The sequence below is a fragment of the Candidatus Planktophila lacus genome (assembly GCF_002287925.1).
Lineage (GTDB): Bacteria > Actinomycetota > Actinomycetes > Nanopelagicales > Nanopelagicaceae > Planktophila > Planktophila lacus.
Genome location: NZ_CP016769.1, coordinates 766,416 through 781,003 on the forward strand (window position 1 = coordinate 766,416; position 14,588 = coordinate 781,003).

Genomic DNA, 14,588 nt, shown 5'->3' on the forward strand with positions numbered 1-14,588 from the left:
ATCACTCCTTACTCTCAAATAGCCCAGCACGTAAATTTTTCTTATACTCAACTTTCCATACGCCAAACTCTTCAAATGATGAGGTAAATCTAGTATCATTTGGTGCAACGGTGATGAAGTAAATCCAGTCCCCTGGTTCAGGGTTAACTGCAGCCAACAAGGCTTGCTTACCTGGGTTTCCTATCGGTCCAGGAGGAAGGCCGTATTTTCTGTAGGTGTTATATGGCGAATTCAACAAAGTTGATTTAGTGCTCAAGAAGATATTGCCCCGCAACTTCTGCACATAATGAACTGTTGAATCCATCTGCAGAGGCATCCCCTTCTCTAAGCGATTTCGAATAACGCGCGATACTTTTGTGAAATCCGCCAGACCGCCTTCCGCCTGAATAATCGAAGCGATTGTTAAAAGCTCTTGCGCGCTGAATTTTCCTCGAGCTTCTAGAATCCCGGCGCTCTTCATCTCAGACTGAGCCCGCTCAACCATAGTTGCAATAGCTACGGATGCAGTCGTGCCCTTGGCAAATGAGTACTGCGCAGGGAAGAGAAGTCCTTCAAGTGATTTGTATCCCACCGGCAACTTCAATTGAGCGAGGGCTTCTTTTATCTCAGAACGTGAGTATCCAGCTTTAACCATATCTTCAAAGACTTCAGAGTTCCATTCACCTTCAACGATATTGATTAGCCCCGCGATTCGCTTACTATCTAGAAGTTGTTCGAGGGCATCCTTTGCGCAAAGTTCGGGCGAGATCATATGTAAACCTGGTGCAATTTTGGCGGCACGAGCATCTCCAACTGCGACACCGAAGAAAGCCCTTGAAGATTTAACAACGCCTTTCTCAAAAAGTTGAGACGCTATATCAGAACCAGTTGCCCCTGTACCGATCTCTATTGCAATATCTGCCTCTGTTATTTTCTTACCAGCTGAAGATTCATCGGAACAGGAAAAATCAGGTGCCGCTGATGTCTTGCGAAGTTCGTGAACTCCCCCAGTGAAGACGAATACAAATGCGAGTGCTAAAGCAACGCGAATAAGCGCCTTTCTATCTCTTATCAAGCGCTAGCCCTTGTTCAAGAATCGCAACTGCGGCAGCACAATCAATAAGAGTTTTTGCGCTTTTGGCATCTATTCCGGCATCTCGTAACTGGCGACTTGCCGAAACAGTTGACAGCCGTTCATCAATCATCGAAATTTCAATATCGAATTTAGCGCTAAGTCTCTCTGCAAATTTCATAGCCTTTTCTGCAGCGACTGAATCAGCGCCACTAAGTTGCTTCGGCTCTCCTACATAAAACTTGACCGGCTCATACTCTTGGACAAGTTCGTTGATTTTGACTAACAAATTGGGGTCTTTACTCTGTAGAACTTCTAAAGGTGTCGCCAATAAACCATCAGGATCACAAATTGCTACACCGATACGGACATCGCCATAATCAAATGCGATCCTCCGGCCTAGCCTTGCCATTACTTCCCGCTTATTGCGAGTTCAATCGCTTGTAACGCTTTATCAATCGCCGAAATTTCAGTTCCGCCACCTTGTGCGAAATCATCTTTACCGCCACCTCCACCGCCCAGAACGGTTGAACCGATCTTGACTAAGGCACCAGCTTTCACTCCACGTGCCCGAGCAGCGTCACTTGCGGCAACGACTAGTACGGGTTTTCCATCAACGACACTTACCAAGGCTACGACGCTATCGGATTCACGATTGCGCAGTTCAAGTGCAATCTTGCGAAGATCATCAACTGCTATGCCATCCGGAATACGATTAGCTATAAACGTTGCACCGCCAATCTTCTTTGCACCCGAAGCAAACTTTGAAATATCAGCCATTGCCGCAGCGGATCTAACCTGCGCTAGCTCTTTCTCGATCTCTTTAAACTTAGCCAGAAGATCTGCAATTCGTTCTGGAAGTTCCTCAGCGCGCGAGCCTTTGATCAGAGATGTTAACGAATTGAGCAAGATATGTTCGCGCGCTAGAAAGCGGTAAGCATCCACTCCAACTAGGGCTTCAACGCGACGTACGCCAGCACCAATTGAGGATTCACTTAACAGCTTTACGACACCTAATTGCCCAGAGCGCTGAACATGTGTTCCTCCGCAGAGTTCGCGCGCCCAATCTCCAACGGAAACTACTCGAACGCGATCTCCATATTTTTCACCGAAGAGCGCCATCGCGCCTAACTTCTTCGCTTCATCTTGCGACATAACTTCTGCACTTACTTCAAGGTTATCTAGTAAAAGCGTATTTACGCGCGCTTCAACGTCATTGAGTACGCCTTCAGAGACCGCACCCGTTGAAGGGAAGTCGAAACGAAAACGTCCTGGTGAGTTCTCCGATCCTGCCTGAGTTGCAGTCTCACCTAATATTTCACGGAATGCTTTATGAACCATATGGGTTGCAGTGTGTGCGCGAGAGATTCCATCTCGACGCTCTTGATCGATTGTCGCTAGACCCTTATCCCCTACCCCGACTTCACCCGAGATAACACGACCGCGATGAACAGATAATCCGGTAACAGGTGCTTGCACATCTTCAATTTCAATAACCGCGCCATTACTTAGAACAATGCGTCCACCATCGGCTAACTGTCCGCCGCCTTCAGCGTAGAAAGGGGTGCGATCTAGAACTATCTCGACATCGCTTCCTGATTGCGCAGATGTTACGGATATACCGTCAACCAAAATTCCATTGACCTGAGATTCAGTCTCGGTCTTTGTATAACCGAGGAATTCGGATGCACCCTTGCTGTCGGCGATCTTCTTGTACTCACTCAGATCAGTGTGACCACTCTTCTTCGCCTTGGCATCGGCCTTCGCGCGATCACGTTGTTCTTTCATTAGGCGCGTGAAACCGGCCTCATCGACTTCTAAACCTTCTTCGCGCGCCATTTCAAGAGTGAGATCAAAAGGGAATCCATAAGTGTCATGCAATTTGAAGACTTCTTCGCCAGGTAGTACCGATTTCTTAGATTTTTTAAGTTCGGTAGAAGCCATGTCAAAGATCTGGGTTCCGCTCTTTAGCGTCTGCAGGAATGACTCTTCCTCTGAAACTGAAACCGCCAAGATTCGTTTCTTATCTGTAACAAGCTCTGGATACTGCGGCCCCATGGCACCAATAGCAGCAACTGTGAGCTCAGACATAATCGGGTCATTGGTACCCAGCAAGCGCATATTTCTGATGGTGCGACGCATCATGCGACGCAGGACATAGCCACGACCTTCATTGCCAGGAGTTACTCCATCGCCAATCAACATCGCAGATGTACGAGCATGATCAGCGATAACACGCAGTGCAACATCAGATTTCTCAGATGAGCCATATTTAACGCCGGTTAACTCCATCGCTTTATTCAAAATCTGCATAGTCGTATCAATCTCGTAAATATTTTCCACACCTTGCAATAGCGCGGCTGTGCGTTCTAGCCCAAGGCCAGTATCGATACTCTTTGCAGGAAGCTCCCCCAAAATTGGGTAGCTATCTTTACCGCCACCGGCACCTCGTTCGTTCTGCATAAAGACGAGATTCCAAATTTCTAAGTAACGATTCTCATCCGCGATTGGGCCGCCATCTCTTCCGTAGGCAGGACCGCGATCGAAGTAAATCTCTGAACATGGACCACATGGTCCGGGTACGCCCATCGACCAGAAGTTATCTGCCATATCCCGGCGCTGAATTCGCTCTTTAGGTATGCCGATCTTCTTATGCCAGATATCTGCCGCTTCATCATCGGTTAGATAAACAGTTACCCATAACTTATCTTCCGGAAAACCGTAACCACCATCTGAAATAGGTCGAGTTAAAAGATCCCAAGCAAGCGCGATCGCACCCTCTTTAAAGTAATCTCCAAATGAGAAGTTTCCACACATCTGGAAAAATGATGCATGGCGAGTTGTCTTTCCAACTTCATCGATATCAAGAGTACGTACACATTTTTGGACCGACGTTGCGCGCTTAAAGGGAGGAGTTACCTCGCCAAGAAAATAGGGTTTAAATGGAACCATTCCTGCATTTACAAGTAGGAGATTTGGATCATCTGCTATTAAAGATGCTGATGGAACAACGGTATGGGTTAAACCTTCGCGGTTAGCGCTTTCAAAAAAGCGCAGCCAGCGTGAGCGTATCTCGGCGGATTCCACGTTTGGAGATCACTCAGCCTTCTTCTTCTTTTTAGAGCGAGATTTACTCATTCCAGCCGCGCTAATTAGCGCACCAGCGACCTTTACCGCAGGACCACTCTTATCCATGAATCCTGTAGTTGCATCAGCGACTTTTGTCGTTACATCTTCTACGTTCTTAGTGATGCGCGCAAAACTTTCAAGAGGGCTATTTACTAGCTCTACAGTGCGGGTCGATTCGTGAATCAGCGGTGCCGCTTCGTCTGTAAGCGTCTTTAGTGAAGCCTTAGCCTCATCGACGAGTCGCCCAATTCGGATTACTGCATAAGAGATAGCGATGGCGATAACAAGTAGTGAGCATGCCGCAATAATCGTTGCAACTCCGCCTGGACCGGTAACCATTTCCATCCTCACTTAAATTCGACTAATACTCTGCTAACAATCGCTAGCCTACCTGAGATAGCCATTACTTCTGGCTATCTACCTTTGCAACTCCATCAATTCCACTCTCTTTACGCTGTGCTGGAGTAATTGGCGTAGGCGCCCCAGTAAGCGGATCTCCCCCGCTTGCAGTCTTTGGGAAGGCGATAACTTCACGGATTGAGTCGCTTCCGGTTAGAAGTGCACAAACGCGATCTAAACCAAGTGCAATTCCGCCGTGTGGTGGTGGACCGTAATTAAAAGCTTCAAGTAAGAAACCAAATTTGCTCATCGCTTCTTCATCACTTAACCCAATTACAGAAAAGACATCTTTTTGAATTTGACGATCATGGATACGGATAGATCCGCCACCGAGTTCAGTTCCGTTAAGAACGATGTCATATGCATATGCCAAAGCCTTCGCTGGATCAGATGAGAAAGTCTTTGCAAACTCTGGCTTTGGACCAGTAAATGGGTGGTGAACTGCTGTCCATCCACCATTGTCCGTTGGTTCAAACATTGGAGCATCGACAACCCAAAGAAATTCCCATGCGCCTTCAGCAATCAAATGGCAACGCTTGCCAATTTCTAAACGAACTGCACCGAGAAGAGAGAGAGATGATGATCGATCGCCGGCAGCGAAGAAGATTGCATCTCCAGGTTTTGCTCCAGCTGCTGCAACAATTCCAGCGGTCTCTTTTTCAGAAATATTCTTTGAGACTGGTCCACCAAGAGTTCCATCCTCATTTACCAGGATGTAGGCCAGGCCCTTAGCGCCACGCGCCTTTGCCCAATCTTGCCAAGCATCGAGTTCGCGACGTGGTGATGATGCGCCTCCAGGCATAACGACGCTTCCAACGTAAGGCGCTTGGAAGACGCGGAACTCAGTATCTTTAAAGAATTGAGTCTGCTCAACTAACTGCAATCCAAAACGAAGATCAGGTTTATCTGAACCATAGTTCTGCATCGCATCGGCATAGGTCATGTGGCGAATTGGAGTTGGAATATCGTAGCCAACTGCTTCTTTCCAGATCTTAACCAAGAGTTTTTCAGCAACAGCCAAGATATCTGCCTGATCAATGAAAGACATTTCAATATCTAGTTGAGTAAATTCTGGTTGGCGGTCGGCACGGAAATCTTCATCGCGGAAACAGCGCGCGATTTGGTAATAGCGTTCCATTCCGGCAACCATCAGGAGTTGCTTAAACAACTGTGGAGATTGCGGAAGTGCATACCAACTTCCGGGTTGCAGACGAACTGGAACTAAAAAGTCGCGCGCACCTTCTGGAGTACTGCGAGTCAGATATGGAGTTTCGATCTCTAAGAAATCAAGATCTTCCATAACACGACGAATTGTTGAAGTAACCTTTGAGCGGAGGCGCATATTTGCAGCCGGCTTTTCGCGACGCAGGTCTAGGTAGCGGTACTTCAGGCGTACCTCTTCAGATATCTCTGAATCATTTCCGCTATCAACAGGAAATGGAAGAGCCGCGCTCTCGCTTAAAACGACAATGTCATCGCCCATGACTTCAATTGCACCAGTTGGGTTTGAAGAATTTGCATTTCCATCTGGTCGCAGAACGACCTCGCCTTTTATCTGTAGACACCATTCAGCGCGGAGTGAACCCGCTAAAGCTTCGTCGCGAATAACTACCTGAACTGAACCTGTTGCATCACGAAGGTCGATAAAGGCAACCCCACCATGATCGCGGCGACGCGCAACCCAACCAGCCAGGCTTACCGTCTGACCAGCATCGCTTGCGCGTAGCGCGCCAGCATCGTGAGTACGTAACATTTAAAAAGCCGCCTTTAACAGTTGAAAAACGTTGGTCAGAGATCCCCGAGTAGAACGCTCTGTAATTGGTCAATCTTAACCGATCTCGTGCTGCCATCGCTCATGCGTTTGAGTTCGACGCTGCCAGAGGCAAGTTCGCTATCGCCAAGAACGATTACATAGCGAGAACCACTTTTATCGGCAGCCTTCATTGCACCCTTCAAGGCGCGATCACCAAATGCGATCTCCGTACGAATACCAGCTGTACGCAATTTCGCTGCAATCGATAAGCATGCGCTCATCTGGTTTTCGCCTAAGGGAATTATGAATAAATCTGACGAGAATTGATTTTCAACTAGAACTCCTTCTGCTTGTGCAGCAAGCAGGGCGCGATCTACTCCAAGACCAAAGCCAATGCCAGAAAGTGCTTGTCCACCAAGAATCTCCATCAAGCCGTCGTAGCGTCCACCGCCTCCAATTCCTGATTGCGCACCAAGACCTTCATGAATGAATTCAAAAGTAGTGCCGGTGTAATAATCCAATCCGCGGACCATGCGAGGATTTACAAGATACTCAATTCCAAGTTGATCGAGGTAGGCCTTAACCGCTTTAAAGTTCTGGGCCGAGTTTTCGGATAAGTAATCCAGTAGTAGGGGAGCACCTGCCATCGCCGCTTTCATTTCGGGGCGCTTATCGTCAAATAAGCGAAGCGGATTAATGGCAGCACGAGCAGCCGTTGCCTCATCGAGATCTAACTTAGAAATAAACTTCAGTAAATCAACCCGATGTGCAGCGCGTGATTGGGCATCTCCAAGCGAGGTAATCTCTAAGCGGTAGTTCTTCAAACCTAGAGATTTAAATCCTTGATCTGCGATCGCAATTACTTCAGCATCAATCGCAGGATCATCTAAACCAATAGCTTCAATTCCAACTTGATAGAACTGGCGAAAACGTCCTGCCTGCGGACGTTCGGCGCGGAAGAAAGCACCGGAGTACCAAACCTTTACGGGAAGTTGTCCGCGATCTAAACCTTTTTCGATAACCGCGCGCATCACTCCGGCAGTTCCCTCGGGACGAAGAGTTATGGAACGCCCGCCACGATCTTCAAAGGTGTACATCTCCTTCGATACAACATCAGTTGACTCACCTACTCCACGAGAAAAGAGAGATGTATCTTCAAAGACTGGTAGCTCCATTAGTTGATATCCAGCTAATTTGGCGGGAGAGATAAGAGATTCACGGACCCATTCAAAGGCAGCCGAAAGTGGGGGTGCGTATTCGCTTACCCCTTTCGGTGCTTGGATCTTCTCGTACTTCATACCCGTAATTCTTTCAGATATGGATTATTTTTTCGCTCGAATTTAATAGTTGTTTCTGGGCCATGGCCCGGCAGGACTCTTAAATCGTCATCGAGCGTCAGTACCCGAGTCTTTAACGTCTTTACCATCGCATCGTGCGAACCTGATGGCAGATCGGTGCGTCCGATAGAGCCTGCAAATAAGACATCTCCCGATAGAAGAATTTGATCGTTTATCGTGAACATAACGCTCCCCCGCGTATGTCCGGGTGAATGAATTGCCTTGATCTTCATTCCGAGAAGATCTATCTGATCACCATGTCTTAAATTCTTTACCTCATTTGGCTCTACGAAATCCATCGCATTTAGAGTTTCAATGAACTCTGCACCATGTGCCCCCTGCGGTTTTAGAAGTAGATCTCGGTCTTCGCTATGAATATATGCGGGAATGTCATAGCCATCGGCAAGAGGTTTCACTGAAAATGTATGGTCGAGATGTCCATGTGTAATCAAAGCTGCAACTGGTTTCAAACCATGCTCGGCAACCAGCGCGGTGATCTCATGAGAAATATCTGGCATTCCAGGATCAACGATGATGCACTCTTGCCCCACCGCCGGTGCGATAACCCAGCAATTGGTAGCAAACATTGGGGCGACAAAGGAGGTAACGAACATCGCCTCACCCCTATATCCCGCGCAAAATAGGCGCGAACTTTCCCCGATAAGTAAGACAGGGTACCTTTTATCTCCGCAAGACCTCATCTGCACACTCAAACAACGAAGGCGAAATCGCCGACGCGCTGAAAGGGAAAACTATGACCGAGCAAATCAATCCAGGATCAATCAACATCACACCAGCCAATGCAAGTGCAGCATCTGCACTAATTGGAGATCCATCAAAGTTCGGTCGAGTCGCAGAAGATGGCACGGTTTATGTTCGCACCCCAGAAGGTGAAAAAGCCGTTGGTTCATATCCCGGCAAAACTGCAGAAGAAGCGTTGCAATACTTTGTAAGAAAATTCGAAGCCCTAGCATCCGAGGTTGCGCTAACCGCAGCCCGTATCACAAGCGGTGCAATGGTTCCTGATGATGCTTACGAAGCAGTTAAGAAGTTACGCCAGCAAGTCCGCGAGCTAAATGGTGTTGGTGACCTTGCCGCACTTGCTGTCTCAGTAGAACAGATTGAGCCACTCATTGAAGGCCACCGCGAAGCATATGAAGCGAAGAAGGTCGCAGAAGCTGCTGTAAAGGCTGCACGTCGCGAACAAGTTTTGGTTGAGAAAGAGAAGATTGTTGCGGAGGCAGAATCACTAGCGCTCTCTGAAAACTGGAAGGTAACCGGTGATCGCCTAAAGACGCTGCTCGAAGAGTGGAAGTCAGCTCCACGCCTAGATAAGAAAGTAGATGGAGAACTCTGGAAGCGTTTTTCTGCATCACGCAATAAATTTGATAAGCGTCGTAGAACTCATTTTGCAACGCTAGAAGAGACAACCGCCAAAGTCTCCTCTGCTAAGAAAGCCCTTGTCGAGCAGGCTTCAAAACTTGCTACCTCCACCGATTGGGTTGCCACCGCGCGCGCTTTCAAAACTCTTATGGATCAATGGAAGGCCTCTGGTCGCGGTAAGCCAAGTGAAGATGCCAAGCTTTGGGCAAAGTTCAAAGCATCACAAGATCAATTCTTCACCGCAAAGAACGCTGATCTAGAAAAGCGTGAAGTCTCAATGGTTGCCAACCTGGCCAAGCGCGAAGAGTTGATAGTTCAGATTGAGGCGCTAGTCCCATTTACTGATGTGAAGGCTGCGAAGAACTCGTTCCGTGAACTTTCTCGCTCATGGGAAAAGATCGGAATCACTCATCGTGATAAGCGGGCGGCCATGGATGCGCGTGTTGCAAAAGTTGAAGATGCAATTAAAAGCGCTGAGGCTGAGATCTGGCGCAAGACCGATCCAGCGGCAAAGGCTCGCGCTGCAGATGTGGTTAAGCAGTTAGCTGATTCAATCGCTAACTACGAGAAGGTTGCTGCGAAATCAACCGCTGCAGGTAATGCGAAGAAGGCGCAAGAAGCGCTTGATTCAGCTGAAGCTCGTAAGGTTTGGTTGGCAGAGGCTGAAAAGTCTCTCGCTGAATTTAACTAAACTTTACTTTCTAAAAACCATCTAGTTAGTTGCGATAGACGTCGTAGACGCCTTCAACGGCGCGTACCGCAGCTAAGACAGAGTCGAGATGCGTTGCATCTGCCATTTCAAAGGTGAACTTGCTGATTGCAGTTCTATCTTTAGAAGTATTTACCGCGGCGCTTAGAATATTTACATGTTGCTCAGATAGCGCTCTCGTTACATCTGCCAGCAAACGGGCTCGATCTAGCGCCTCTACTTGAATATTCACCAGGAAGACACTGCCAGCACCATCTAGCCAACGTACCTTAGCGATTCGTTCGCCTTGATTTAACTGCAGGTCAGCAGCATTAATGCAATCATCGCGATGGACTGAGATTCCACTTCCTTTGGTAATGAAGCCAATAATTCCATCGCCAGGAACTGGAGTGCAGCAGCGGGCGAGCTTCACAAGAACATCACCAACACCTTCGACTTCGATCGCGCTACTTGAACGTCTGATTGAGTGCGATCCAGTTGGAATAACATCGATAGTTGGTTCAGGATGCGAATCTTCCACGCCTAGCGAAACAACTAACTTTTCAATAATGGAAGCTGCCGAAACATGTCCATCTCCCACTGCGCTATAGAGCGCAGAGATATCGGGATAACGCAGTTCGTGTGACAACTCCAATAAAGAATGTCCAGCGAAGATTTTCTGAAGCGGAAGTCCTGCTTTACGCATCTGACGCGCTATTGATTCGCGTCCAGCATCAATCGCTTCTTCGCGACGCTCTTTACTGAAATGCGCCTTGATCTTTGATCTAGCGCGTGGAGATTTAACAAAGTTAAGCCAATCGCGTGAAGGCCCTGCGTTCTCGCTCTTATTGGTAACGATCTCGATCACATCGCCATTGACCAAGCGCGTATCAAGTGGAACTAAGCGACCATTTACTTTTGCGCCAGCGCATTTGCTTCCGACATCTGTATGCACTGAGTATGCGAAGTCAACCGGAGTAGAACCACCAGGAAGAGCAATCACGCTCCCCTTCGGAGTAAAGACGAAAACTTCAGGGCTACCTAAATCAAAGCGGAGCGCTTCTAGGAATTCTGAAGGATCCTCAGTCTCTTTCTGCCACTCGTGCAACTGGCGTAGCCAAAGCATCTCTGGTGAGGAGTTCTTTGACTCATTGCCTTGCTTGTACTTCCAGTGCGCTGCGATACCGAATTCAGCGCGGGAATGCATCTCAAAAGTTCTGATCTGGATTTCAATCGCCTTGCCGTTTGGCCCAATCACCGTTGTATGCAATGACTGGTATAGATTGAATTTTGGCATTGCGATGTAATCTTTAAATCGTCCTGGCACAGGCGACCAGCGAGCGTGAATCGAACCAAGAACCGCGTAGCAATCCTTGACGTCATTTACCAAGACGCGAATACCGACTAAGTCATAGATATCGTTGAAATCGCGTCCTCGCACCACCATCTTCTGATAGACGCTGAAATAATGTTTTTTGCGCCCTGTAACTGTCGCAGCGATCGCATCTCGATCTAGATCACTTTGCACCGCATCAATTACCTCTTGTGACAGCGCATCGCGGGAAGGCGAACGCTCGGCAACTAACCGGGAAATCTCTTCAAACTTCTTAGGTTCCAGAACCTCGAAGGAGAGGTCTTCCAGCTCCCATTTAATTGCATTCATACCTAAGCGGTGTGCTAGAGGGGCATAAATATCTAAAGTTTCACGTGCTTTTCGCTCAGCGCTCTCAGTGCTAACAAACTTCCAAGTGCGCGCATTATGTAATCGATCCGCAAGTTTTATCACCAGAACTCGAATGTCGCGCGACATGGCAACGACCATCTTGCGAACCGTCTCAGCCTCAGCGGTCGGACCGTAAGTTAATTTATCTAACTTGGTGACTCCATCGACTAAGTTAGCAATCTCGTCACCGAAATCAGCACGCAATTGAGTGAGCGAGTAAGGCGTATCTTCAACGGTGTCATGAAGAAGGGAGGCGATTATTGTTGTGTCATTTAAACCAAGTTCAGCCAGAATCTGCGAAACTGCAACGGGATGAGTTATGTACTCTTCACCGGATTTACGCATTTGCCCTACATGGGCCTGCTTTGCGATTTCAAAAGCGCGCTCAACCTCAGAGAGCCGACTTGTTGGGTGGCTCTCTTTAAGTGTTGCTAATAGTGGTGCAACTAGAGCGTTCAAAGGCTGCGCCTTACTTGCGGCCCTTGCGCTTTGGTTGATTGCGAGGTCCGCGACCAACGCTTGGACGAATCGCAGCTCTCTCACTATTTGCACTCACTGAAGCTGAGACTGGTTCTGCTCCCCCGCGCGATGCAACTCGCTTTGCAAGCGCTTGCATCGCTGGTTCCTTCTCGCGAAGTGATGCCAGGAATGGCGGAGCTATAAAGATTGAAGAGTAAGTACCAACTGCAAGTCCGATAAAGAGAGCAAGTGATAGATCTTTAAGTGTTCCGGCGCCAAGTAAACCTGCGCCCACGAAGAGGATCGCTCCTACTGGAAGAAGTGCAATCAGTGAAGTGTTTGCAGAACGCACGATTGTCTGATTAACCGCCAAGTTAGCCGCTTGCGAATATGTAACTTTGCCGACGGCAGCAACAGATTTGGTGTTCTCGCGAACCTTATCGAATACAACAACGGTGTCATAGAGCGAATAACCAAGGATCGTTAAGAATCCGATCACAGTTGCGGGGGTGACATCGAACCCGACGAGTGCATAGATTCCAACTGTAATGAAGACGTCGTGAACAACGGCAACGATCGCAGAGATTGCCATCTTAGGCTCGAAGATCATCGTCAAGAAGATCATGATTACGATTAAGAAAGCGATAAGTCCGTAGAGCGCCTTCTTGGTAATTTCCTTACCCCATGAAGGTCCGATCAACTGAGTATCGATAGATTCAAGTGGCACGTTAAAGGCGATAGTCAAAGCTTTCTCAACTGCCGCTGACTGCGCCGCAGAAAGCGCACCAGTCTGAACCTTTACTTTGTCATCACCGATCTTCTGGACGATGATTTCTCCTGGGATATCAACATCTGCAACAGCGGCGCGAGCTTGTTCTACAGTCGTGCCCGCCTTATTTACTGTGTAAGAAGAACCACCCTTAAATTCGATTCCAAGGTGAAGACCTTGAATCAGGAGCGCGCCTATTGATAGCAAGATGAATATTGCTGAGATTGAGTACCAACGACGGCGATTACCAACGATATTAAATGAAGTTTCGCCAGTGTAAAGACGACCACCAAGACCTGAGAGTTTTACCATGGCTTATGCCTCCAATGTTGAAACAGACTGGGTAGAAACAGAATTGGTTGAATCAGCTGTGATTGATGCAGTTCTATAATTCTTCATACCGATGCTCTTAGGCGATAGCCCTGAAAGAGGATGACCGGAAGAAAAGAATTTGACTCCGGCCAAGATGCTAACCATTGGCTTGGTGAAGAAGAAGACGATAATTAAATCGACCAGTGTTGTGAGACCTAGAGTGAAAGCAAACCCACGTACGCCACCCACTGCGAAGAAGTAGAGCAACGCAGCCGCAATCAGAGAAACCGCATCTGCAACCAAGATCGTGTGACGAGCTTTTGCCCAGCCGCTTTCAACTGCCGAACGGATTGAACGGCCTTCACGCGCTTCATCGCGAATACGTTCGAAGAAGACGATAAATGAGTCCGCGGTAACGCCGATAGCCACAATGGCACCTGCGATACCTGCCAAGGTGAGAGTAAATCCAATTGTTTCGCCGAGTACTAGGAAGAGCAGATAAACAATCAACGCAGCCAGTGCCAGCGAACCAACGACTACTAGACCAAGTCCGCGGTAGTAAAGAAGTGAGTAGATAAGAACTAGACCGAGACCGAGCGCACCAGCCAAAAGACCAGCACTTAATTGGTCAGCTCCAAGAGTTGGAGAAACTTGTTGCACTTCACCGCGATCGAATGCCAAAGGAAGCGCTCCATACTTAAGAACGTTTGCCAGATCTTGCGCTTCAACTTGTGAGAAGGATCCAGTGATCTGTGCATTGCCTGATGGAATTGCCTCATTGATTCGAGGTGCTGAAACAACCAAGCCATCGAGAACAATCGCCACTTGATTAAGCGGTGATTGCAGCGAAGTTACGCGGTTAGTTAGCGCACCAAATGCCTTTGTGCCATCGCCATTGAAGGTTAGAGAAACAAACCAAGCAAGGCCTTGTGATGGGTCATACCCAGCCTCGGCGGAAGAGACTTGAGTTCCGAGAACTTCGGCTGGAGCTAGAATGTACTTTGCGCCGCCATCGCGAGAGCAGGAAACAATTGTGTCGGCCGGACTATCAGCGCCAGTACCTTCACGACTAGCAGGATCGGTACAGTCGAGTGCGGCGTACTTCGCATTGAGATCAGCGTTAACACCGGCTGCAGGTGTTGCAGCAGTTGAAGTGTCAGCAGGATTTGATATGCCAGAACCTTCTGCTAGTACCTGACGAAAACGTAGCTCTGCAGTTTGTCCAACCAGATCCACAACACGACGTCCGCTATCTCCTGGAACAGAGATTACGATCTGTCGATTAGTTCCGCTTCCTTGAGCGGTAACTTCACTTTCTGCTACGCCAATTGAGTCAACGCGTTGGCGAATAATTGAGACTGCTTGATCAATCGCCTCAGAAGTAACCTTGTTGGAGTCATTTGATGCTCGGGGTTGCAGCGTCACGCTGGTTCCACCACGAAGATCGAGGCCTAGCTTCACCGATGAAACACCTTGGATAAAGGTGGTTGCAAGTAGACCGAAGATAATGAGCGCCAGAATCAAAAGGGCGCGGCCAGAGCGGGCAGGGCTCTTCACAGTTTTATTTGGTGTGGACATAAGAGCA

11 protein-coding genes are annotated in these 14,588 nt (G+C 48.2%); 1 reads left to right on the forward strand and 10 read right to left on the reverse strand.

Annotated features, from left to right (window positions below):
* Position 1: 1 nt before the first annotated feature.
* The 7 genes from mltG to A1s21148_RS03860 all read right to left on the reverse strand — a co-directional run bounded on the left by mltG (position 2) and on the right by A1s21148_RS03860 (position 8,283).
* Complete coding sequence (mltG, locus tag A1s21148_RS03830; protein ID WP_095671146.1) at positions 2-1,054, reverse strand: endolytic transglycosylase MltG; 1,053 nt, start codon at positions 1,052-1,054, stop codon at positions 2-4.
* A complete protein-coding gene (ruvX, locus tag A1s21148_RS03835; protein WP_095671147.1) occupies positions 1,041-1,463 on the reverse strand; it encodes a Holliday junction resolvase RuvX in 423 nt (140 codons plus the stop codon). Before ruvX ends, mltG begins: the two co-directional genes overlap by 14 nt.
* Positions 1,463-4,138 (reverse strand): alanine--tRNA ligase, encoded by a 2,676-nt coding sequence (gene alaS / locus A1s21148_RS03840; RefSeq protein ID WP_095671148.1) that lies wholly within the window; start codon positions 4,136-4,138, stop codon positions 1,463-1,465. Before alaS ends, ruvX begins: the two co-directional genes overlap by 1 nt.
* A gap of 9 nt (positions 4,139-4,147) precedes the next feature.
* A complete protein-coding gene (locus A1s21148_RS03845; RefSeq protein ID WP_095671817.1) occupies positions 4,148-4,519 on the reverse strand; it encodes a DUF948 domain-containing protein in 372 nt (123 codons plus the stop codon).
* A gap of 64 nt (positions 4,520-4,583) precedes the next feature.
* Positions 4,584-6,332 carry an aspartate--tRNA ligase gene (aspS, locus tag A1s21148_RS03850; protein ID WP_095671149.1) on the reverse strand — a complete coding sequence of 583 codons (1,749 nt, stop codon included), beginning with the start codon at positions 6,330-6,332 and terminating at the stop codon, positions 4,584-4,586.
* Positions 6,333-6,367: 35 nt separating this feature from the next.
* Entirely contained in the window at positions 6,368-7,630 is a 1,263-nt protein-coding gene (gene hisS / locus A1s21148_RS03855) for a histidine--tRNA ligase (protein ID WP_095671150.1), read from the reverse strand.
* Entirely contained in the window at positions 7,627-8,283 is a 657-nt protein-coding gene (locus A1s21148_RS03860; protein WP_095671151.1) for an MBL fold metallo-hydrolase, read from the reverse strand. The genes hisS and A1s21148_RS03860 overlap by 4 nt, the downstream gene beginning before the upstream one ends.
* A gap of 140 nt (positions 8,284-8,423) precedes the next feature.
* Between A1s21148_RS03860 and A1s21148_RS03865 the strand changes: the two genes are divergently transcribed.
* Positions 8,424-9,743 carry a DUF349 domain-containing protein gene (locus A1s21148_RS03865; RefSeq protein ID WP_095671152.1) on the forward strand — a complete coding sequence of 440 codons (1,320 nt, stop codon included), beginning with the start codon at positions 8,424-8,426 and terminating at the stop codon, positions 9,741-9,743.
* A gap of 25 nt (positions 9,744-9,768) precedes the next feature.
* Here the strand turns inward: A1s21148_RS03865 and A1s21148_RS03870 are convergent, their stop codons facing one another.
* The 3 genes from A1s21148_RS03870 to secD are packed head-to-tail and all read right to left on the reverse strand — an operon-like array spanning position 9,769 to position 14,581.
* Positions 9,769-11,961 carry a RelA/SpoT family protein gene (locus A1s21148_RS03870; protein ID WP_420022010.1) on the reverse strand — a complete coding sequence of 731 codons (2,193 nt, stop codon included), beginning with the start codon at positions 11,959-11,961 and terminating at the stop codon, positions 9,769-9,771.
* Positions 11,933-13,003 (reverse strand): protein translocase subunit SecF, encoded by a 1,071-nt coding sequence (gene secF / locus A1s21148_RS03875; RefSeq protein ID WP_095671154.1) that lies wholly within the window; start codon positions 13,001-13,003, stop codon positions 11,933-11,935. The genes A1s21148_RS03870 and secF overlap by 29 nt, the downstream gene beginning before the upstream one ends.
* Positions 13,004-13,006: 3 nt before the next feature.
* Complete coding sequence (gene secD / locus A1s21148_RS03880; RefSeq protein WP_095671155.1) at positions 13,007-14,581, reverse strand: protein translocase subunit SecD; 1,575 nt, start codon at positions 14,579-14,581, stop codon at positions 13,007-13,009.
* Between the last annotated feature and the right edge of the window lie 7 nt (positions 14,582-14,588).

Bases quoted from the DNA above. Each gene is read 5' to 3' on its own strand.
- hisS (WP_095671150.1), bottom strand. From the start codon at position 7,630: ATGAAGTACGAGAAGATCCAAGCACCGAAAGGGGTAAGCGAATACGCA.
- ruvX (WP_095671147.1), bottom strand. From the start codon at position 1,463: ATGGCAAGGCTAGGCCGGAGGATCGCATTTGATTATGGCGATGTCCGT.
- A1s21148_RS03860 (WP_095671151.1), bottom strand. From the start codon at position 8,283: ATGTTCGTTACCTCCTTTGTCGCCCCAATGTTTGCTACCAATTGCTGG.
- A1s21148_RS03865 (WP_095671152.1), top strand. From the start codon at position 8,424: ATGACCGAGCAAATCAATCCAGGATCAATCAACATCACACCAGCCAAT.
- aspS (WP_095671149.1), bottom strand. From the start codon at position 6,332: ATGTTACGTACTCACGATGCTGGCGCGCTACGCGCAAGCGATGCTGGT.
- secD (WP_095671155.1), bottom strand. From the start codon at position 14,581: ATGTCCACACCAAATAAAACTGTGAAGAGCCCTGCCCGCTCTGGCCGC.
- A1s21148_RS03845 (WP_095671817.1), bottom strand. From the start codon at position 4,519: ATGGTTACCGGTCCAGGCGGAGTTGCAACGATTATTGCGGCATGCTCA.
- secF (WP_095671154.1), bottom strand. From the start codon at position 13,003: ATGGTAAAACTCTCAGGTCTTGGTGGTCGTCTTTACACTGGCGAAACT.